The 20,323-nt window shown below is 50.4% G+C and carries 18 protein-coding genes; 13 read left to right on the top strand and 5 right to left on the bottom strand.

The features are described from left to right. Window positions 1–4: 4 nt before the first annotated feature. Together envC and EQV24_RS18950 are read left to right on the top strand one after the other, a co-directional pair. Complete coding sequence (envC, locus tag EQV24_RS18955; protein WP_243649067.1) at window positions 5–1,264, top strand: murein hydrolase activator EnvC; 1,260 nt, start codon at window positions 5–7, stop codon at window positions 1,262–1,264. A 3-nt stretch (window positions 1,265–1,267) separates the two neighbouring features. Next, a complete protein-coding gene (locus tag EQV24_RS18950; RefSeq protein WP_013094917.1) occupies window positions 1,268–2,200 on the top strand; it encodes a divergent polysaccharide deacetylase family protein in 933 nt (310 codons plus the stop codon). On the opposite strand, the gene EQV24_RS18945 is transcribed toward EQV24_RS18950, so the two are convergent. Then, a complete protein-coding gene (locus EQV24_RS18945) occupies window positions 2,201–3,001 on the bottom strand; it encodes a glycosyltransferase family 2 protein (protein WP_130626929.1) in 801 nt (266 codons plus the stop codon). Between the two features lie 310 nt (window positions 3,002–3,311). Here EQV24_RS18945 and EQV24_RS18940 point away from each other — a divergent pair, with 310 nt between their 5' ends. Further along, entirely contained in the window at window positions 3,312–4,409 is a 1,098-nt protein-coding gene (locus EQV24_RS18940) for a glycosyltransferase family 9 protein (RefSeq protein ID WP_130626928.1), read from the top strand. A 73-nt stretch (window positions 4,410–4,482) separates the two neighbouring features. Here the strand turns inward: EQV24_RS18940 and EQV24_RS18935 are convergent, their stop codons facing one another. From EQV24_RS18935 to kbl, 3 genes are all read right to left on the bottom strand, one after another. Beyond that, window positions 4,483–6,063, bottom strand: coding sequence for a phosphoethanolamine transferase (locus EQV24_RS18935; RefSeq protein ID WP_058681617.1), 1,581 nt, complete (start codon window positions 6,061–6,063; stop codon window positions 4,483–4,485). Window positions 6,064–6,227: 164 nt separating this feature from the next. Next, window positions 6,228–7,253, bottom strand: coding sequence for an L-threonine 3-dehydrogenase (gene tdh / locus EQV24_RS18930; RefSeq protein ID WP_029881902.1), 1,026 nt, complete (start codon window positions 7,251–7,253; stop codon window positions 6,228–6,230). Between the two features lie 9 nt (window positions 7,254–7,262). Further along, entirely contained in the window at window positions 7,263–8,459 is a 1,197-nt protein-coding gene (gene kbl, locus EQV24_RS18925) for a glycine C-acetyltransferase (protein ID WP_013094909.1), read from the bottom strand. 215 nt (window positions 8,460–8,674) lie between these two features. On the opposite strand from kbl, the gene rfaD reads away from it, so the two are divergent. Genes rfaD through EQV24_RS18895 form a run of 6 tightly spaced genes read left to right on the top strand, consistent with a single transcriptional unit; the run spans window position 8,675 to window position 14,870 of the window. After that, on the top strand, window positions 8,675–9,607 hold the full coding sequence (gene rfaD / locus EQV24_RS18920) for an ADP-glyceromanno-heptose 6-epimerase (RefSeq protein ID WP_013094908.1): 933 nt from the start codon (window positions 8,675–8,677) through the stop codon (window positions 9,605–9,607). Window positions 9,608–9,609: 2 nt separating this feature from the next. Then, window positions 9,610–10,656, top strand: a complete 1,047-nt coding sequence (gene rfaF, locus EQV24_RS18915) for an ADP-heptose--LPS heptosyltransferase RfaF (RefSeq protein ID WP_013094907.1) — start codon at window positions 9,610–9,612, stop codon at window positions 10,654–10,656. Window positions 10,657–10,659: 3 nt separating this feature from the next. Then, window positions 10,660–11,643 carry a lipopolysaccharide heptosyltransferase RfaC gene (gene rfaC, locus EQV24_RS18910; protein ID WP_029881900.1) on the top strand — a complete coding sequence of 328 codons (984 nt, stop codon included), beginning with the start codon at window positions 10,660–10,662 and terminating at the stop codon, window positions 11,641–11,643. 3 nt (window positions 11,644–11,646) lie between these two features. After that, on the top strand, window positions 11,647–12,756 hold the full coding sequence (locus tag EQV24_RS18905; protein ID WP_013094905.1) for a glycosyltransferase family 9 protein: 1,110 nt from the start codon (window positions 11,647–11,649) through the stop codon (window positions 12,754–12,756). 6 nt (window positions 12,757–12,762) lie between these two features. Continuing rightward, window positions 12,763–13,671, top strand: a complete 909-nt coding sequence (locus tag EQV24_RS18900) for a glycosyltransferase family 2 protein (protein WP_058650587.1) — start codon at window positions 12,763–12,765, stop codon at window positions 13,669–13,671. Continuing rightward, a complete protein-coding gene (locus EQV24_RS18895; protein ID WP_013094903.1) occupies window positions 13,659–14,870 on the top strand; it encodes an O-antigen ligase family protein in 1,212 nt (403 codons plus the stop codon). Before EQV24_RS18900 ends, EQV24_RS18895 begins: the two co-directional genes overlap by 13 nt. A gap of 23 nt (window positions 14,871–14,893) precedes the next feature. Here the strand turns inward: EQV24_RS18895 and EQV24_RS18890 are convergent, their stop codons facing one another. Then, entirely contained in the window at window positions 14,894–15,850 is a 957-nt protein-coding gene (locus EQV24_RS18890) for a polysaccharide deacetylase family protein (RefSeq protein WP_130626927.1), read from the bottom strand. 150 nt (window positions 15,851–16,000) lie between these two features. Here EQV24_RS18890 and rfaQ point away from each other — a divergent pair, with 150 nt between their 5' ends. Genes rfaQ through EQV24_RS18870 form a run of 4 tightly spaced genes read left to right on the top strand, consistent with a single transcriptional unit; the run spans window position 16,001 to window position 20,299 of the window. Further along, window positions 16,001–17,071, top strand: coding sequence for a putative lipopolysaccharide heptosyltransferase III (gene rfaQ / locus EQV24_RS18885; protein ID WP_072206139.1), 1,071 nt, complete (start codon window positions 16,001–16,003; stop codon window positions 17,069–17,071). After that, a complete protein-coding gene (locus EQV24_RS18880) occupies window positions 17,068–18,195 on the top strand; it encodes a glycosyltransferase family 4 protein (protein ID WP_013094900.1) in 1,128 nt (375 codons plus the stop codon). Before rfaQ ends, EQV24_RS18880 begins: the two co-directional genes overlap by 4 nt. A 2-nt stretch (window positions 18,196–18,197) precedes the next feature. Next, complete coding sequence (locus EQV24_RS18875; protein ID WP_029881896.1) at window positions 18,198–19,298, top strand: glycosyltransferase; 1,101 nt, start codon at window positions 18,198–18,200, stop codon at window positions 19,296–19,298. 11 nt (window positions 19,299–19,309) lie between these two features. After that, complete coding sequence (locus EQV24_RS18870) at window positions 19,310–20,299, top strand: glycosyltransferase (protein ID WP_013094898.1); 990 nt, start codon at window positions 19,310–19,312, stop codon at window positions 20,297–20,299. Window positions 20,300–20,323 lie beyond the last annotated feature (24 nt).

The raw sequence follows: 20,323 nt of genomic DNA, 5'->3' as shown, positions 1-20,323 counted from the left end.
TTCAATCACATGGGTCGTGAAACCGCTTAGGTTATCAGTCAGACCTCTGTTTTACGCCAGCGCACTCAGCGCTGGCGTATTGCTGTGCGCCGCATCCGCCCACGCGGATGATCGCGACCAGCTGAAATCCATTCAGGCCGATATCGCCGCCAAAGAGCATGCGGTACGTCAGCAGCAACAGCAACGCGCGTCGCTGCTTGCTCAGCTTAAGCAGCAGGAAGAGGCGATCTCCGCCGCCGCACGTAAGCTCCGCGAAACACAAAACACCCTCTCCCAGTTGAATAAACAGATCGACGAGATGAACGCGTCGATTGCCAAGCTGGAACGTCAGCGCGATGCGCAGGAACGTAATCTTGCGGCGCAACTTGATGCCGCATTCCGCCAGGGTGAACACACCGGCCTTCAGCTGATCCTCAGCGGTGAAGAGAGCCAGCGCGGTCAGCGCCTGCAGGCTTATTTCGGCTATCTGAACCAGGCGCGTCAGGAGACTATCGCGCAGCTAAAACAGACGCGCGAAGAGGTCACCACGCAAAAAGCCGAGCTGGAAGAGAAGCAGAGCCAGCAGCAGACGCTGCTCTACGAACAGCAGGCCCAGCAGGCAAAGCTCGAGCAGGCTCGCAACGAACGTAAGAAAACCCTTTCCGGGCTTGAATCCTCCATTCAGGCTGGTCAGAGCCAGTTGAGCGAAATGCGCGCCAACGAATCGAAGCTGCGTAATAGCATCGCCCGAGCGGAAGCCGCGGCAAAAGCCCGCGCCGAAAAAGAGGCTCGCGAGGCGCAGGCCGTTCGCGATAAGCAGCAGGAAGCCTCCCGTAAAGGCACAACCTATAAACCAAGCGAAAGCGAACGCTCATTGATGTCACGAACCGGTGGCCTGGGCTCCCCTCGCGGTCAGGCTTACTGGCCCGTTCGCGGTACAATTCTGCATCGTTATGGCGAACAGCTGCAGGGTGAACTACGTTGGAAAGGGATAGTTATCGGTGCGTCTGAAGGTAGCGAAGTGAAAGCCATCGCCGATGGCCGCGTAATCCTGGCCGACTGGCTGCAGGGTTACGGGCTTGTGGTGGTGGTTGAGCACGGTAAAGGCGACATGAGCCTCTACGGTTACAACCAGAGCGCACTGGTCAGCGTTGGCACTCAGGTGCGCGCGGGTCAACCCATCGCCCTTGTGGGCAGCAGTGGCGGTCAGGGCCGCCCGTCACTCTATTTCGAAATTCGTCGCCAGGGTCAGGCGGTCAATCCACAGCCGTGGTTGGGAAGATAAGTTTTGCTTCAATTTCGTCGAATTGTTCTCTCCGTCGCCAGCGCACTGGCGCTGGTCGCACCGGTATACGCCGGTAAACTCGCCATTGTGATTGATGACTTCGGTTATCGTCCGCACTATGAAAATCAGGTGCTGGCGATGCCGGCAGCCATTTCTGTCGCCGTCCTCCCGAATGCGCCACACGCGCGTGAGATGGCGACCAAGGCCCACAACAGCGGCCACCAGGTATTGATCCATCTGCCGATGGCCCCCATCAGCAAACAACCGCTGGAAAAAGATACTCTGCGCCCTGAGATGAGCAGCGATGAGATCGATCGCATTATCCGCGACGCTTACAACAAAGTGCCGTATGCCGTGGGGTTAAACAACCATATGGGCAGCGCGATGACATCCAGCCTGTACGGGATGCTCAAAGTGATGCAGGCGCTGGAGCGTTACAACCTCTACTTCCTCGATAGCATGACCATCGGCAACAGTCAGGCGATGCGTGCCGCGCAGGGAACGGGGGTGAAGGTGATTAAGCGCAAGGTGTTCCTTGACGATACGCAGAACGAAGCAGACATTCGCGTGCAGTTTAATCGCGCTGTGCAGCTGGCCCGCCGCAATGGCTCCGCGATTGCCATCGGCCACCCGCATCCGTCGACCGTTCGCGTCCTGCAGCAAATGCTGCCGACATTGCCTTCGGATATCACGCTGGTCCGCCCGAGCGATCTCCTGAACGAACCACAGGTTGATACGTCAACGCCGAACCAGGGGAAACCAGGATCATCAACGCCGCGTAACCCGTTCCGCGGCGTAAAACGCTGTGTGCCGAAACATGCCCCTGAACCGGTTTATGCGACCCGGTTCTTCTCTGTGATTGGTGAAAGCATGAGCCAGAGTACGCTGGTGCAATATTTTCAACATCAGTGGCAGGGCTGGGGTAAGAAAGCGTAACTATTTTATAAGGTGAGAGTCCGTGTGCTCCCGTGCAGCGGACTCACGTTCATCCTGATACTGATACCAGGCTTTGAAATATTTTAAAAAACTGTACAAGGTGGCATAGAGCCCTGTAACTACACCAACTTTCCCCTGCCGCCATGCCCCGCTAAACAAGTACCATTTAAAGAAAGCCCCAATAGCACTCACCACACCACGTGCGATTGACGGCCTGAGCGTCTGATATTTTACGACTCGGGTGGTATAGACATTCAGCTTATTAAATACTTCATGCAGGGAATAAAATGTGTCGTGCCGGACATGGCCAGGTATACGTGTCACCCGCGCCGCACCTATCGCCTTATCATCCACTGGTCGATTGTTAAATCTGACATGCTGGCGGTTGAACAATCTTAATGGGAAATCTGGAGAAGAAATCGGATAGATGGTTCGTGTGCGCTCGCCTAAGACATACCAGTAGCGTGACAGGCTCCATCCGCAATCAGCGGACGGCTCCTCTCCAGACTTTAACGCCAGGATATAGTGTATAGTGTCTTCATCGAGTATTTCGTCACTATCCATACATAACACCCAGTCGTTAGATGACCGGGAAATGGCAATATTCATCTGCTCACCGTGCATTGCATACGGATGAAATATTGGTGTAATGGCATATTCCTGAAGGATAACTAATGTCTCATCTGAACTACCAGAATCAACAACAATAAACTCATCTGCAATACTCATTAACGGCGTTAACACCTTATGTAACAAGCGGGCAGAGTTGTATGTCAAAAGACATACGGTTAGTTTAAACATGTGGTCTCCTGAACTCAGTCAAGTCATTCCTGACAAGATAGTGCCAGCTATCACTGTTGTCACTTCCGAATCTGTATCTTATTTTTTATGGAAAAGCTGGCAAGGCTCACTTTGGTCAATAAAAAACTCTATAACATGATAGTCATCCCAGAAAAAATGACGGAACTCACAGAGTGAAAAAATGCATTAACTTATTGTTAAGTAACAGTAAAATCTTTGTCGCGTTGTTCTATTTCCTCAGACATTCCTTTTCGTTGTCGTTAAGATTATACTACCCACAGTAAAATGCTTAATTTGGTTTAGCGTGGTTATGAAGAAAATAATTGGTTATTTAAAGGAAATTAACAGGCAGCGAAACTATAAAACTAAAGAATTAAAAAGACGGCTACAGTTGCTTTCTTTATCGCGACAATTACAGGATAAGCGACAAGAAAAAATTGACGTCTCCAGCGTTAAAAAAATTCTTTTCCCTTTTGTTGATCTTGGAATTGGCGATGCGGTATGCCATACAGGAACCTGGCGTAATCTGAAAGATGCAGGCTATCAACTTCAGGTCATTGTTGAAGAACGAAATCGCGATCTCTTCGAGAAGATGACTGACATTGATGAAGTTTATGTTGTCGATATCAACAATATCAAAAAAATGAAAGATATCGAGACAGATCTGGTGATTAGTCATTATTCATGGATGAAGAGAAAGGAATTATTTAACACACAACTTCTGGCAAAAATTCATTATAAATATGCGATTGGATTTGGTGGCTGGCTGGATAAACCCTATAACTTAATGTTACCGGTGAGTCCTGAGTTTCATATTACACATCCCCAAAAAAAAATACTTAACGCTTTACGTATTAAGCCCGCATCTCTTAGCTACTCCTTACCTGTTTTACCCGAGCATGAAGTTTTTATTGATGATTTTCTACAACCTCATGCTGGTAAAAAGATCGTTGTGCTTAATCCCTTCGCGAGCGTAGCCGAACGCAGTCTTTCTCTGCCTCAACTGGAAAAACTGGCGATTGATATTGTGCAGCACCCGGATACACAAGTTTTCATCATTGGTGAAGGAAAAAAACTGGCAGACCTTGCCTTCGATGATGAGAAAATTACTGTCTGTCGATTTAAATCGCTTTGGGATGCTATCACGCTCATAAAAAAAGCCGATTTAGTGGTCTCTGTTGATACGGCCATTGTTCATATCGCCTGTGCGTTTGATAAAAAAATTATTGCCATCTATTTTTCAATGCTGCTGGATCATAATAAAAACTTCGAAGGCAATACTATTTTCTCCCCAGTTGGCAAGAATTCAGAACAACTGATATTTGACAAGCGCCACAATAAAATAAACATTGATGATATCTCATCAAAAGTATTGAATAAACTTAGTAACGATAGTTCTGCGATCTAATAATAAAAGGGGCCTCAGGCCCCTTTTATTATTTTACGTCACCTTGATGTGCAGTAGATATCACACGTCCGGGCTAACGTATATTACTCCAGTAATAGGTCTTACCTGTGGTATCCAGTACTGAGACATTCTTATCGTAACCGGCAAGCCATGAGTTTACCGACTGGACAGGTTGACCCTGACGATGGATCCCCAACCACAATTCAGCAAGCGTGTTCACATCATCAGCAGACCAGACGGTGTAATAGTCTCCTGTGTATTGCCTGGCTTTATCAACCTGTTGCCCATACCAGATAAACACAGGGATGTGCAGAGCCTCTCGTGGAGGGTTCACATTACCGTGAGAGTAAACGACAGCGCGTTGCGGATCACGAATCAAACCATGATCGGAAAAATACATAACCGAAGAACGCGAGTTGGCCAGCATACTAAACATCTTGCCCATCAATGTGTCTGTATACCGTACCGAGTTGTCATAACAGTCATCGGCCTCATTGGTACCATGTAACACCGCCTGGTTTGCCGGAAAGCGCGTACAGGATGGTTCATGGCTGCCGTATAAATGCAAGACGATCACTTTTTTACCCGGGGCTTTTAATGCATTCTGCAACAGAGGTAGAAGATCTTCATCGTAACCGCCTTCGAGCCATTCATGCTTTTTCGTATTCATGGCAATCCCGGTGATGACGTTGTTATGCGCCCCGCCTTTACCCTGATGACTAAACCAATAAGTTTCATAGCCTGCTTTATTGGCAATATTAATAACATTATCACCATATTTTTTCGGATCGCGAATATTCACTTTATCAGCGGTCATGGCCAACGGTACGGCCATAATCGTGACCGGCGCTGGCGCTACAGCATTACGGAACAGCAAGAGCTGCGATTTCTGCTTTTCCAGCTCTGGTGTAGTATCTCGTTGATAACCATAGATGCCCATATTCGCCGCTCGCTCAGACTCACCGATAACCAGCACGTAGTTCTCAATACCGGTATCCGAAAGCGTGAGTTTGTAATCAGGAATGTTGTTACCGATATTGGCAATGACCGCGTTATCTTCAAAAGCCTGCATAAAAACTTTTGCCGTACTGACTGGTGTCGCCTGAACCACGCGCTGCGCCAGACTTTCGACGCTGCTTTTCCTGAACTGGTGCTGTAGTGCCTGACCATAGAAAGCCAACAACGTCACACCAAGCACAATGGCAGGCCAGCGACGAAATCGCGGTGCAACGGGCCATGCACCCGTATTTGCGGTATAAATAAAAAAAGCAGAGAGTGTGATAAAAATAATGCATTCACGCCAGTACACGCTGAGCATTGAACTTGCTTCATCCGGTGTGGAGTGGATTATGCTCATTGCAAACCCATAACTAAACGCAGAATCGAAATTTCTCCATGCGTGTAGCTGGAGAGAAATATCTGCCGCAACTGGAATGAGAAGTACAATCGCCAGTACATTGCGTATTAATTTATTGTCTATGCACTTGAGCATCAACAACATCAGCAAAAAAACAAACGTTCTGTTAATTACCAAATTATATCGGGCATGTAAAATATTTACAGCCATAAATATTAAAAGAGAAATCGCCAGATTTAAAAAAGAGGTAAACCGTGAAGTTGTATCAACCAGCTTCAGCGAAAGGTGCGTGGACATAATGTTTTGACAAGCCTGACAGTGTCTTCCTGACGTAATTATTATTAATAAACGCGTGGAGAAGAAAGATTGGTATTTTATTGAAAAGTAACAAGAAAATTCCGAAAAGTCAAACTACCATAATTAGCACTGGCACCCGTTTATACGGGTGCCAGCTGGCAGGTTTAATCCCAGCTCAAAATAACTTTCCCGGACTGGCCCGAACGCATCGCGTCAAAGCCTTTCTGGAAATCATCAACGGAGAAACGATGTGTAATAATCGGGGACAGATCCAGGCCAGACTGAATTAATGCCGCCATCTTATACCAGGTTTCGAACATTTCACGGCCATAGATGCCTTTAATGAACAGCCCTTTGAAGATAACTTTATTCCAGTCGATAGACATATCCGACGGCGGAATACCCAGCATCGCAATACGACCGCCGTGGTTCATGGTATCCAACATAGTACGGAACGCCGGTGGTGCGCCGGACATCTCAAGACCCACGTCAAACCCTTCGGTCATGCCCAGCTCTTCCATCACATCGGCCAGGCTCTCTTTAGAGACATCCACCGCACGGGTGACGCCCATCTTGCGGGCCAGCGACAGACGGTATTCGTTCACGTCGGTAATCACTACATTACGCGCACCCACGTGCTTCGCCACCGCTGCGGCCATAATCCCGATAGGGCCCGCACCGGAGACCAGCACATCCTCGCCGACCAGGTCGAAAGAGAGCGCCGTATGTACCGCGTTGCCGAACGGGTCAAAGATCGAGGCCAGATCGTCAGAAATGTTGTCCGGAATTTTGAACGCGTTGAAAGCCGGGATCACCAGATATTCCGCGAAGCAACCCGGACGATTCACGCCCACGCCAATGGTATTACGGCACAGGTGCGTACGCCCACCGCGGCAGTTACGGCAGTGGCCGCAGGTGATGTGTCCTTCACCCGAGACGCGGTCGCCAATGTTAAAACCTTTCACTTCCTGACCAATCCCAACTACTTCACCAACGTATTCGTGGCCGACAACCATGGGTACCGGAATGGTTTTTTGCGACCACTGATCCCAGTTGTAGATATGAACGTCAGTGCCGCAAATGGCGGTTTTACGAATTTTGATCAGCAGATCGTTATGACCGACTTCCGGCTCCGGCACGTCGGTCATCCAAATCCCTTCTTCCGCTTTCAGTTTGGATAACGCTTTCATCACACGTCCTCAGGCAATTACGCCCAGCTGTTTACCGATGCGGGTAAAGGCTTCCACCGCACGTTCAATTTGTTCAGGCGAATGCGCCGCGGACATCTGGGTGCGGATACGCGCCTGGCCTTTTGGTACGACCGGGAAGAAGAACCCGGTCACGTAAATGCCTTCTTTTTGCAGCTCACGGGCAAAGTTCTGCGCCACGACGGCATCGCCCAGCATGACCGGGATAATGGCGTGGTCAGCACCGGCCAGGGTAAACCCTGCCGCACTCATTTTTTCGCGGAACAGGCGCGCGTTGGACCACAGACGGTCGCGCAGTTCAGCCCCGGATTCCACCATCTCCAGCACTTTGATGGAGGCGGCAACAATGGCCGGCGCGAGGGAGTTGGAGAACAGGTACGGACGGGAGCGCTGGCGCAGCCACTCCACCACCTCTTTACGCGCAGCGGTATAGCCGCCAGACGCGCCACCAAGCGCTTTGCCCAGCGTACCGGTGATGATGTCCACGCGGCCCATCACGTCACAGTATTCATGCGAGCCACGGCCGTTTTCACCCACAAAACCGACCGCGTGCGAGTCATCGACCATCACCAGCGCATCGTATTTATCCGCCAGGTCGCACACGCCCTTCAGGTTGGCGATCACGCCGTCCATAGAGAACACGCCGTCGGTGGCGATGAGCACATGGCGAGCACCCGCTTCACGCGCCTCTTTCAGGCGTGCTTCCAGTTCAACCATATCGTTGTTGGCATAGCGGAAACGCTTCGCTTTACACAGGCGCACACCATCAATGATGGAAGCGTGGTTAAGGGCGTCGGAGATAATGGCATCTTCTGCACCCAGCAGCGTCTCAAACAGACCGCCGTTGGCATCGAAGCAGGAGGAGTACAGAATTGCGTCTTCCATGCCTAAGAAGTTCGCCAGCTTTTTCTCAAGCTGCTTGTGACTGTCCTGCGTGCCGCAGATAAAACGTACGGAGGCCATACCAAAACCGTGGGTATCCATACCGCTTTTCGCCGCAGCAATCAGCTCAGGGTGATTCGCAAGACCCAGGTAGTTGTTCGCACAAAAGTTGATCACATGGCTGCCATCGGCAACGGTGATGTCCGCCTGCTGAGCAGACGTGATAATACGCTCTTCTTTAAACAACCCTTCCGCACGCGCGGTCTCAAGGTCGCTGTTTAACTGTTTGTAAAAATCACCACGCATTGCAATTCTCCAGACTCGGCAAATTTCGGCACATATTACCCAAACCTATAGTTCATGACGAGATGACACATTATCTCTTCTCGTTTTTGCAGCATAAATCACGTGTACCCTTGCGCTATGTCGGTGAATGGCTGAAGGGCAGCCATACTAATGATATGATAGAACCATTAGCGTCCGGGATTGTCCCCGGACTCCACACTTCAAAGGTTACAGTTATGATCATCGTTACCGGCGGCGCGGGCTTTATCGGCAGCAATATTGTTAAAGCTCTCAATGACAAAGGCATCACCGACATCCTGGTGGTTGACAACCTGAAAGACGGCACCAAGTTCGTCAACCTGGTGGATCTGAACATCGCTGACTACATGGATAAAGAAGACTTCCTTATCCAGATTATGGCAGGTGAAGAGTTCGGCGAGATCGAAGCCATCTTCCACGAAGGGGCATGCTCCTCCACCACAGAGTGGGACGGCAAGTACATGATGGACAACAACTATCAGTACTCTAAAGAGCTGCTTCACTACTGTCTGGAGCGTGAAATTCCGTTCCTGTATGCCTCTTCGGCGGCCACCTACGGCGGACGTACCTCTGATTTCATTGAATCCCGCGAATATGAGCAGCCGTTGAACGTTTACGGTTACTCCAAGTTCCTTTTCGACGAATATGTGCGTCAGGTGTTGCCAGAAGCGAACTCCCAAATCGTTGGTTTCCGCTACTTCAACGTCTACGGGCCGCGCGAAGGCCACAAAGGCAGCATGGCGAGCGTGGCGTTCCATCTGAACACTCAGTTGAATAACGGCGAAAGTCCAAAACTGTTCGAAGGCAGCGACGGCTTTAAGCGTGACTTCGTCTACGTAGGCGACGTTGCCGCCGTGAACCTGTGGTTCTGGGAAAATGGGGTATCCGGTATTTTCAACCTTGGCACCGGCCGCGCGGAGTCTTTCCAGGCCGTGGCTGACGCAACGCTGGCGTATCACAAGAAAGGCAGCATTGAGTACATTCCTTTCCCGGACAAACTGAAAGGCCGCTACCAGGCATTCACCCAGGCCGATCTGACCAACCTGCGCGCAGCGGGTTATGACAAGCCGTTCAAGACCGTTGCCGAAGGCGTAACGGAATATATGGCCTGGCTGAATCGCGACGCGTAAGTATGAGAATTCTGGTGATCGGCCCGTCATGGGTGGGCGACATGATGATGTCGCAAAGTCTCTATCGCACGCTCAAGGCGCGTTATCCCCAGGCGATAATCGACGTGATGGCACCCGCATGGTGCCGTCCGTTGTTATCGCGTATGCCGGAAGTGAATGAAGCCATCCCAATGCCGCTCGGCCACGGGGCGCTGGAAATTGGCGAACGTCGTAAACTCGGTCACAGTCTGCGCGAGAAGCGTTATGACCGCGCTTACGTGTTACCCAATTCGTTTAAATCCGCGCTTGTTCCCTTCTTCGCCGGTGTGCCGCACCGTACCGGCTGGCGCGGTGAGATGCGCTACGGTCTGCTGAATGACGCACGCGTGCTGGATAAAGAGGCCTGGCCATTAATGGTGGAGCGCTATGTGGCGCTGGCCTACGACAAAGGCGTGATGCGCAGCGCAAAAGACCTGCCGCAGCCGCTGCTATGGCCACAGCTACAGGTCAGCGAGGGTGAAAAATCCCAGACCTGTAACGCGTTTGGTCTTTCCTCTGAACGGCCAATGATTGGCTTCTGCCCGGGCGCAGAATTCGGCCCGGCAAAACGCTGGCCGCACTATCACTACGCAGAGCTGGCAAAGCAGTTGATTGACGAAGGTTATCAGATCGTTCTGTTCGGCTCGGCCAAAGACCACGAGGCGGGGAACGAAATTCTTGCAGCCCTCAGCACAGAACAGCAGGCCTGGTGCCGCAACCTGGCCGGGGAAACCCAGCTTGAGCAGGCGGTGATTTTACTTGCTGCCTGTAAAGCCGTAGTCACCAACGACTCCGGGCTGATGCACGTCGCCGCCGCGCTCAACCGCCCGCTGGTTGCGTTGTACGGTCCAAGTAGCCCGGACTTCACGCCGCCGCTCTCAAATAAGGCGCGCGTTATTCGTCTGATCACGGGTTACCATAAGGTGCGTAAAGGCGATGCCGCGCAAGGTTATCACCAGAGCCTGATCGACATCACGCCGCAGCGCGTTCTCGAAGAACTCAACGAACTGCTGCTGAGCGAAGAAGGATAACGAATGCGGGTACTGATCGTTAAAACCTCTTCGATGGGTGATGTGCTGCATACGCTTCCGTCGCTGACGGACGCCATGCGGGCCATTCCAGGCATTCGTTTTGACTGGGTGGTGGAAGAAGGCTTCGCGCAGATCCCTACCTGGCACGAAGCGGTCGACCGCGTGATCCCGGTGGCCATCCGCCGCTGGCGTAAAGCGTGGTTTTCCACACCGATTAAAGCCGAGCGCAAAGCCTTCCGCGATGCGGTGCAGGCGCAGCGTTACGACGCCATTATCGACGCGCAGGGGCTGGTCAAAAGCGCCGCGCTGGTAACGCGCCTGGCACACGGTGTAAAGCACGGCATGGACTGGCAAACCGCCCGCGAACCACTCGCCAGCCTGTTCTATAACCGTCGTCACCATATTGCAAAGCAGCAGCACGCAGTGGAACGCACCCGCGAGCTGTTTGCAAAAAGCCTCGGTTACACAAAGCCGGAAACGCAGGGTGATTACGCGATTTCGCAGCATTTTCTGCGTGATGCAGAGAAGCCTGCGCAGCCCTGGCTGGTCTTCCTGCATGCCACAACGCGCGATGATAAGCACTGGCCGGAAACGCACTGGCGAAGACTCATTGAACTAATGCAACCTGCCGGCATCCATATTAAACTGCCGTGGGGTGCTGAACATGAGCGCCAGCGTGCTGAACGTCTGGCAGCCGGTTTTTCGCACGTCGAGGTTTTACCTAAACTCACGCTGGCGCAAGTTGCTGCAGAGCTGGCCGGAGCTAAAGCTGTCGTTTCCGTTGATACGGGTTTAAGCCATTTAACCGCGGCGCTGGATCGTCCAAACATCACGATTTTTGGCCCGACCGATCCCGGTTTGATTGGGGGTTACGGTAAAAACCAGCATCAAATGGTCAGCCCGACTCAACAAACGAGGGACATTAGCGCAGATGCCATTTTTTCATTTTTACAGGACAGCCACTGGCTTTCCGACAGGGATATCTAACGAATGAGTTACGTATTTCTGCTGATTTTACTCCTTCCGGTGAAGCTTATCCGGAAGCTGTTCCGCAAAGATACAGGCAAAAACCTGGTCATTCAGACAGCCAAAATCGGTGATTTTGTTAATGCGACGCCCCTGCTGGCATACCTGCAAAAAAGTGATGTGCTTATCAGTCGCAGCGTAGGTGCGCTGGCGAAGCATGACGAAACGATCGAAGAGATTTTTTTTATCGAGCAGCATAAGCGTAGTCTGTGGCGTAAGCTCAGCTTTGCCTGCCGCATCATGAACCGCTACGACAACGTCTATCTTCTGCAACCCAACAGTGTAAATCTCTTTTTTGCCGCCGTCTGTAATGCCAAAAACAAACAATTTTTAAGCATTTACACCCGCAGATGGTATCACGGGATTTTCTATCTCACCGCCGACGGTACCGTTGAGCACGGCAAAAAAACGCTATCAGTGACCAATTACCTGAAGCTGGCCGACCGTTCGTTGACGTGGCAGGACTCGCCCAAGCACGCCACAAAGCCGCTGTTCAAACCGGCGACCTACCCGGCAATTCTCGACAAACCTGATGTGATCCGCATCGGCATCAGCATTGCCGCAGGTAATAAAGCCAAAACGGTGCCGCCGGTCATCTGGAAGCGAATTATTGATCGTCTCGCCGACCTGCCCTGCGAGTTTTATGTGTTTGGCGCCCCTGATGAACAGTCGTGGCTGGACGATATCACCCGTGCTTACGGTGATATTCCTAATGTCGTTAACCTCATCGGCAAAATCCCTCTCGAAGATCTTCCGTGGGCGATTTCCAGGATGGATTGTTATATCGCGTCTGATTCAGGCAATGTCTATATTGCCGATGCAGTAGATGTACCCGTAGTGCTGCTGTTTGGCCCATGCTGCCACTATGAACAACGCCCACTTGGAAATGTGATGCTGATAGGGAACGACGACAATATTTGTTCTTATGTTTTTGAGACTAAATACTATTTCTCGCAAGACAGGGAAGAACTCTTTGCTGTAACAGACGAATCCTTAAACGAACTCGAACGTTTCATTTGCGCGTTACCAAAAGCTACCGCAACCCCATATACCTTTGATGCCCTGGGAAACTAATTTTTTATGGCTTTTCTAAGCATCATTATTGCTGCACATAACGCCGAAGATACCCTTCACACAACGTTAGAAAGCCTGCACAATGCCATCGATAATGCGGGCGACGATGTTGAGGTGATTATCTTTAACGACAGCTCCGATGATTCCACGCAAGATATTATTGAGACGTGGTTGCCAGCGTTTCCGAATGTGCACTCCCGGCACGTTCAGTTTCGTAATGTAGGCCTTGTTCGCAACAGCGCATTCTCTCTGGCATCAGGTGACTACATTACGATGCTGGATAGTGATGACCGACTGAAACCGGGTAGCATCAGGGACGCTGTAGCATTCCTCAAGACAGAGCGTCCTGATATGCTGCTGACGCGCCTGCTAGAAATTCGTGATATCAAAAAAATCACCCCCAACTGGCAAGGATTTTCTCCCGTTGCGTTGTCGCAACGGGAGGCTATAAAACGTTTCCTGCTGCATAAAGATTTCCAGGCACATCTCATTGGTCAATTCATTCATCGCAAGTTATACGAAAGTAATCCGATTCCTTCGATGGTGTGTTATGAGGATTTTGCGGTATTCCCTGGCATGTTGATGCAATCGAGTAAAATAGCCTATCAACGTCGCGGGCACTATTACTACATCAAGCGTAGCGACAGTTTGTCGAGCAAACTCGACGCGAGCAAAATCAAGACGCTTGTGGAATGCACATTGCTGATGGAAAAAACATTCCCGCAGCCGTTTCAACATCTCATAAATTGTCATTGGTTTGATATTTACAGTAATCATCGGCAACATCTGACCGACCAGCATTTCCAGCTCGTTAAACAACGGGTAAAAGCACTTTATTCTCTCTCATTTTTCTTATCCAGCGATGTTCGCTTCAGCTATAAAAAAAGGGTTATTGAGGCATTATGGAAAAAGTAAAGTTAAGACTTTATCAGTTAACGCTCACGCTAAGCCTTGTGTCTTTAGCATTGGTGCTGGTTAGTTCAGGTAAACAAAGAGAATTTTTCTATATTGCTATCTATGCCAGTATTTTAGGCTTAGCCGTTGAGTATAAAAAAATCACCTGGAGGCCTTTTAGCATCGCATATCCTGTACTTCTGGTGGGGATCCTTAACCTGATCTGGTATTTCTCTTATGAATTCCATAATGAGGGGTTAAACGCATATAGTGATTATCTTGGAGCAAGTAAGAAATTAATACTGGCAAGTTTTTTGATCTTCTATCTGGATCGCTTTAAATCTCATGTAACGAAACAGAACTTCCAAAAATATTTCTTAATCGCTACGTCAGTTGGCTTTGTACTGGCTACAGGATATGGGCTTTTCCAGGCCATACAAGGTATTGATCGCGTCGAGATGGCTATCAATCGGCCAACAATTGCGGCTTACATCTACTCTGTTCTTTCGTTAGCGTTCGTTTATAGCTTGTATCTTCAGCAAAATGTGAAACTGTACTTACTGGCTGGTTTCGTTGTGTTGCTGTCTTACTTCGTAATTTTATTGACCGCCACGCGTGCTGCTATGGGACTCTACCTCATACTGGCTATTGTTCTCACGCTTTATCAATTTAGAAAAATTCATCTAAAATCGCTGATGATTTTCTTATGTATTGTTGCGGGTATCATTATCGTCAGTTACAAGCCGTTGATTTCACCAAAAATTCAACAAACTCAAAATGAGATAACCAAATATCAAAAAGGCCACGATGCCACATCCCTCGGTGCGCGTTTTTCTATGTGGAATGTGGGAATAATGACTGGCCTTGCCCATCCTCTGGGACAGTCTATTGAAAGCAGGGAAATCTGGGCAAAACAGTATGTAAAAGAGGGCCATGCGCATGTTGCCGCTGCACTTGGATACATGCGAATTCATTTGCATAATGAATTTATTGAAAAATACTCTCTGCAAGGGATCCCAGGTCTGGCAGTTTTACTCTTTTTCTACGTTTCGATGATTGTATACGCCATGACTAACAGAAATGGTCTGCTGTTAACGGCTATGCTTCTCTTACTGCTCTACGGACTGACAGATGTGATGCTATTGAGTTCAGAAGCCTTAATTTTCTTCATGACACTTTTTGCATTAAGCACCTCGTTTTCGCAAACAAAGCGACAATAATCATAATGCCCGCGATGCGGGCATTAATTTTTCTTGTATTGATAAAACTCCGCCAACGTCATCCCTACCGTCTTGTCGGATAACCAGCTAAAGAGCACTTCCAGATCCTGATACAACTCTTCAATCGCCGCCTCATCTTTAAACGTAGGACTTCCGCCCGGCATAAATTCAGAGGAATGCAGCATAAACTCCACGTAGTCATGTCCCTGAGACAGGCATTGCTGTGCGACCTGAATCATCTGCGACGCATTACCACCGGACGGTCTCAACCAGTTTACGGACGGTGAACGATATTTACCGCGCAGGCGATCGTAGCCCTGTTTGACGGTGTTCAACCAGGCCGGATGCTTATACTGGATGCTCATCGGCACTTCGAGTAAGGGGCTATTGCCCGCTCGTGAGATATCGTCTGTATCAATAAAGTAGGCGTGGTCTGGAAAGTGCTGATAATTGGTTCCGCCATTCCCCTGCGGGGCGCCTTTCGCGTTACGCCAGTTCACGCGCGGCGTAACAGAGCAATCAACCTGGTAGCCCAGTTCGATCAGCAGTCTGGCGTAACGGCTATCAAAGGCCCAACGCCCGGCGCGATGGCTTAACATTTTGGTCTGGAAGGTCTCTTCCAGCAGACGGGTCATGAACAACACTTTCTCGCGCATCACCTCATCTGAAAATTCAATCAAATACGGCTGCCAGCGCCAGTCATCTCCGGTGAGATCGTGTTCAGGAGGGCTATTCCACGCGTGAAGGTGCATCCCGACTTCACCCTGACCGCGGGCGATCACATCTTTGGCAAACTCAATGAAAACCGGCTCAATCGCCATCTCATAATTTGTCAGCCATACGGGTTTGAAACCGAAACGCTCACAAAGCGTCTGGAATCGCGCCAGATAGCGCGCATTCTCCGTTTTAATGACGCGGTGATTTTGCCAGAGATTATCGCCTTCAGTATCAATCGTGATGATAAACGCTGGTTTTTTCATAATGAGTCCGCAAGACAGGAAAGTTAGCGCTATGTTACGCACTCACCGAAGCATGAGTAAACCCTTCCAGGGAATTTCCTGAGATTATGGAGAAAGAGTGCAAGTCGCTATCAGGTCTATTAGAATTGCCAACAGTACAACGCCAATAAGATGATGATGAATAACTTACCTGACACGCCTGATTTGCGCATTTTACTTATCAAACTCCGCCATCATGGCGACATGTTACTGACCACTCCCGTCATTGATTCGTTACGTCAAAAATGGCCGCAGGCACAGATTGATGTGCTGTTGTATGAAGAAACCCGCGATATGCTCGCCGCACACCCGGCGATCGGTACTGTTTACGGGATCGACCGTAAATGGAAGCAGCTGGGCACGCTGAAACATCTGCAAAAAGAGTGGCAGTTGCTCTGTGCGTTAAGGAAACAGCATTATCACCTGGTGATTAATCTTGCCGATCAGTGGCGCAGCGCTATCGTTACCCGTTTCACCGGCGCACCGGTACGACTCGGGTTCGCTTTTAACAAGCGCAACAACGCATTCTGGCGGTTTTGCCATAGCGATTTGGTCTCTGTGGCCGGGCACAACGCGCTGCACACTGTCGAACAGAACCTCTCTATTTTGTCGCCATTACCGGTCACAGCTCAACCTGCCGTAACCATGGCCTACCATGCTGAAGACTGGCACGAGGCTCACCAAAAGTTGATGCAAAACGGTGTGGGAGACAACTACATCGTGATTCAGCCTACGTCGCGCTGGTTCTTTAAATGTTGGGACGAAGGCAAAATGGCGCAAACCATCACGGCGCTGCAGCAGGATGGCCACACTGTCGTCCTCACCGCCGGGCCGGATAAAAAAGAGCTGGCGATGATCGATCGCATTCTCGCCGCCTCGCCAGCGACGGGAGTCGTCTCGCTGGCAGGTCAGCTCACGTTGCGTCAACTGGCTTCGCTTATTGATCATGCGTCTCTGTTTATTGGCGTTGACTCCGTTCCGATGCATATGGCCGCTGCGCTTCAGACCCCCTGTGTGGCATTGTTTGGCCCATCAAAACTTACCTTCTGGTCACCCTGGCAGGTTAATGGGGAAGTCATCTGGGCAGGTGATTACGGCCCACTGCCCGATCCAGACGCCATTGATACCAAAACAAAAGAACGCTATCTCGACGCCATTCCCGTTGATGCTGTCGTCTCCGCCGCAAGGAGATATCTGTCATGAAACACCATCGCCTGGCGATTGTTCGCCAAAAGTATCGCCCGGATGGCGGGGCAGAACGCTTCGTGTCTCGCGCCCTTACCGCGCTGAGCAACCAAAATCTCGAGCTCAACGTCATCACGCGCGAGTGGCAGGGTGAGAAGCAGGACGACTGGCATATTCATATTTGCGATCCGCGCAAATGGGGCCGCATCAGCCGCGAGCGCGGATTTGCGCATGCCGCACGTGCGCTCTGGCAGCAGCAGCAGTTTGATATTGTGCAAAGCCACGAGCGCATTCCGGGCTGTGACATTTATCGTGCAGGCGACGGCGTACACCGACGCTGGCTCCTGCAGCGCGCACGCATTCTGCCTGCCTGGCGTGCAAAACTGCTGATGCATGATCGCTATCACCGCTATGTGATGAATGCCGAACGTGAAATGTACCAGGCGCCGGAGTTAAAGGCGGTTATCTGTAATGCGGAGATGATCAAGCGCGAAATCGTCGAAGACTTTGATATTGACGCAAAAAAAATACATGTGATTTATAATTCAATTGACTCCACCCGTTTCGTTCCGGCAGAAGAGGCACAACGTATCGCATTGCGTCAGCAGTTTGGTTTGCCGACCGATGCCGTCATTTTCTGCTTCGTAGGGTCAGGATTTGAACGAAAAGGATTGGCCAGCGCTATACGCGCCGTTGCGGGTACTGCGGCATGGCTGATTGTGGTTGGGCAGGATAAAGCAGAACGTCGCTATCGCGACCTCGCCCGTTCATTAGGCTGCGAGGGGCAAATCCGTTTTCTGGGGATGCAAAAAGAGACGCTGCCATTTTATCAGCTATCTGATGGTTTACTGCTACCAACGCTGTATGATCCTTTCCCTAACGTCATTCTTGAAGCGATGGCCTGCGGTTTGCCGGTCATTACATCAGAGAGTTGCGGTGGGGCAGAATTTATTCAGCAAGGCCAGAACGGATTTTACTGTGACGCACTTGATATCAGCACCCTGAAGGAGGCGGTAGCGGCCACCCCTTCGCTGGAAAAAAATAACGATATGGGACGAGCGGCACGTGAACGTGTAAAAGACGCCACCCCCGAAAAACTGTCAAGTCAGCTTATTTCGCTTTATCAAAAATTACTGGATTAAAAATGCGCATCCTAATGATTATTGATGGTTTACCCGGTGGAGGAGCTGAAAAAACGGTTCTTACACTCTCCAGCGGATTAACAGAGATGGGGCATCAGGTCTCTCTCTTCTCGCTGCGGAAAGTGTGCGACTACGCCATTCCGGAAGGCATCGATTATCAGGTCGTTCAGGATACCTGCAAAAAACCGTGGCGGAAGCTAACGGAGATCCCACGCCGCGCCAGGCTGCTGGATCAGGCTATCGAGCGGGCGGAGCGCAGCGGCAAATTTGATGTGGTGTTCTCGCATCTGCACAAAACTGACCGCATCGTGGCGCACTGCCGCGCCCTGGAGCGCGATAAAGTCTGGTTCTGCGTGCATGGCATGTTCTCATTCTCCTACCTTCGTCATCGCCGTGGGCTTTCACGCTGGTTTAAACACACTAAAATTCGCCATACCTACGAAAACCGCAACGTGGTCGCCGTCTCAGGCGCCGTGTTGAAAGATCTTTCAGAAACGCTGGCCCTGAATCTCCGACGCACAGCGGTAATCCATAATCCTTTTGATATTCCTGAAATCCAGCGTCTGGCGGACGCCCCCTTTGAGATGCAGGGAAAGGATTACATCATTCACGTCGGCCGCTTCCATGAGCACAAGCGCCACGATCGCCTGCTACGGGCGTTCGCGCTGAGTCAGCTCAATACCACGCTGGTTATGATGGGCAATGGCTCTGAGGCTAAAATTCAAAAGCTTAAGCAGCTTGCCCGCGAACTGGGCATTGAAGACAAAACGGTTTTCCGTCCGTTCGAACCTAATCCTTATCCCTGGATTAAAGGGGCACGCCTTTTAGTGTTAAGTTCTGACTGCGAAGGTTTTGGTAATGTGCTGGTTGAATCCATTATCTGCCAGACGCCACCCGTCAGTACACATTGTCCAGGTGGCCCCGCCGAAATCCTCAAGGGAGACTTATCCCGCGGTCTGGCAGAGATGAATGACGAGTCTCTGGCAAAAACGCTGGCGGATATTTATACCTCTCCACCGGTCGTTGATCGCGCAACCATTGCATCGTTCGGTATCAAGGCCATTTGCCAGCAATATATTGCTTTGGTCGACAATCAAAAATAATCAGGTTTCTTATGCAAAATTCAGCGCCATTATTAAGCGTGGTGGTAGCCGTTTATAACGGTGAAGCGTTCCTGGATCAGTTCTTTACCTGCCTTGTGGATCAACGCATCGACAGCATGGAAGTCATCATCGTCAATGACGGCTCCACGGACCGTTCGATGCAGATCGTCGAAAACTGGCGCGAAAAGCTGCCGCAGATGCAGGTTATTGAGCAGCAAAATCAGGGCGTATCCATCGCGCGTAATACCGGTCTGGCCGTCGCGACGGGCCAATATCTTTCTTTCCCTGATATTGATGATGTCTTTAAACCCGGCATGTATCAGCACCTGCTTGATATGGCTGTTACGCAACGTCTTGATGTCGCTACCTGTAACGGCAACTACGTCTGGGAAAATAATAAGAAGCCTTCACGCCCTATTTTCCCTGAAGACAAACTGGCATCAACGGGCGTCATGTCCGGCCCTGCATGGCTCAAAATGGCGCTCGACTCCCGTAAGTTCCTGCACGTGACCTGGCTGAACATCTATCGTCATGACTTTATTCGCGAGCACGGTTTTCACTTTGAACCGGGGCTGCGCCATCAGGATATTCCGTGGACCACAGAAGTACTGCTGGCGGCGGAGCGGGTGCAGTACACCAGTGAACGTTACTACGACTACTACATTCACTCTGCGTCGGTGTCTCATATGCCGGACAATGATGACACGCTCATTCGCTCGGCGCGTCACTACATGAAAATCCTGCAGATGCTCGATGCCATTAATCAGCGCTACCCCGATAAAGTGAAAGGGATCCCTGCTTGCCACTGGCAAATTGCCAAAGAAGGGCTGGGCATCATTCATACTTTCGACAACATGAAAGATGAGCAGAAAAAGGCATTTATTATCAAAGAGTTTTTCGATAAAGGGATCTGGAAACTCATCTGGAAAAATGCAAAAAGTCCCCGACTGCGCTGGCGACTGGGCCGTCGTTACTTCCGTTTGAAGCGCTATGTGGCATAAGAGATAGCTTTACCTGGCCCAAAT

The sequence above is a fragment of the Enterobacter sp. A8 genome (genome assembly GCF_004296595.1).
Classification (GTDB): domain Bacteria; phylum Pseudomonadota; class Gammaproteobacteria; order Enterobacterales; family Enterobacteriaceae; genus Enterobacter; species Enterobacter cloacae.
Note: the sequence above shows the minus strand (reverse complement) of the source record. Positions and strands in the feature narration are given on the sequence as shown.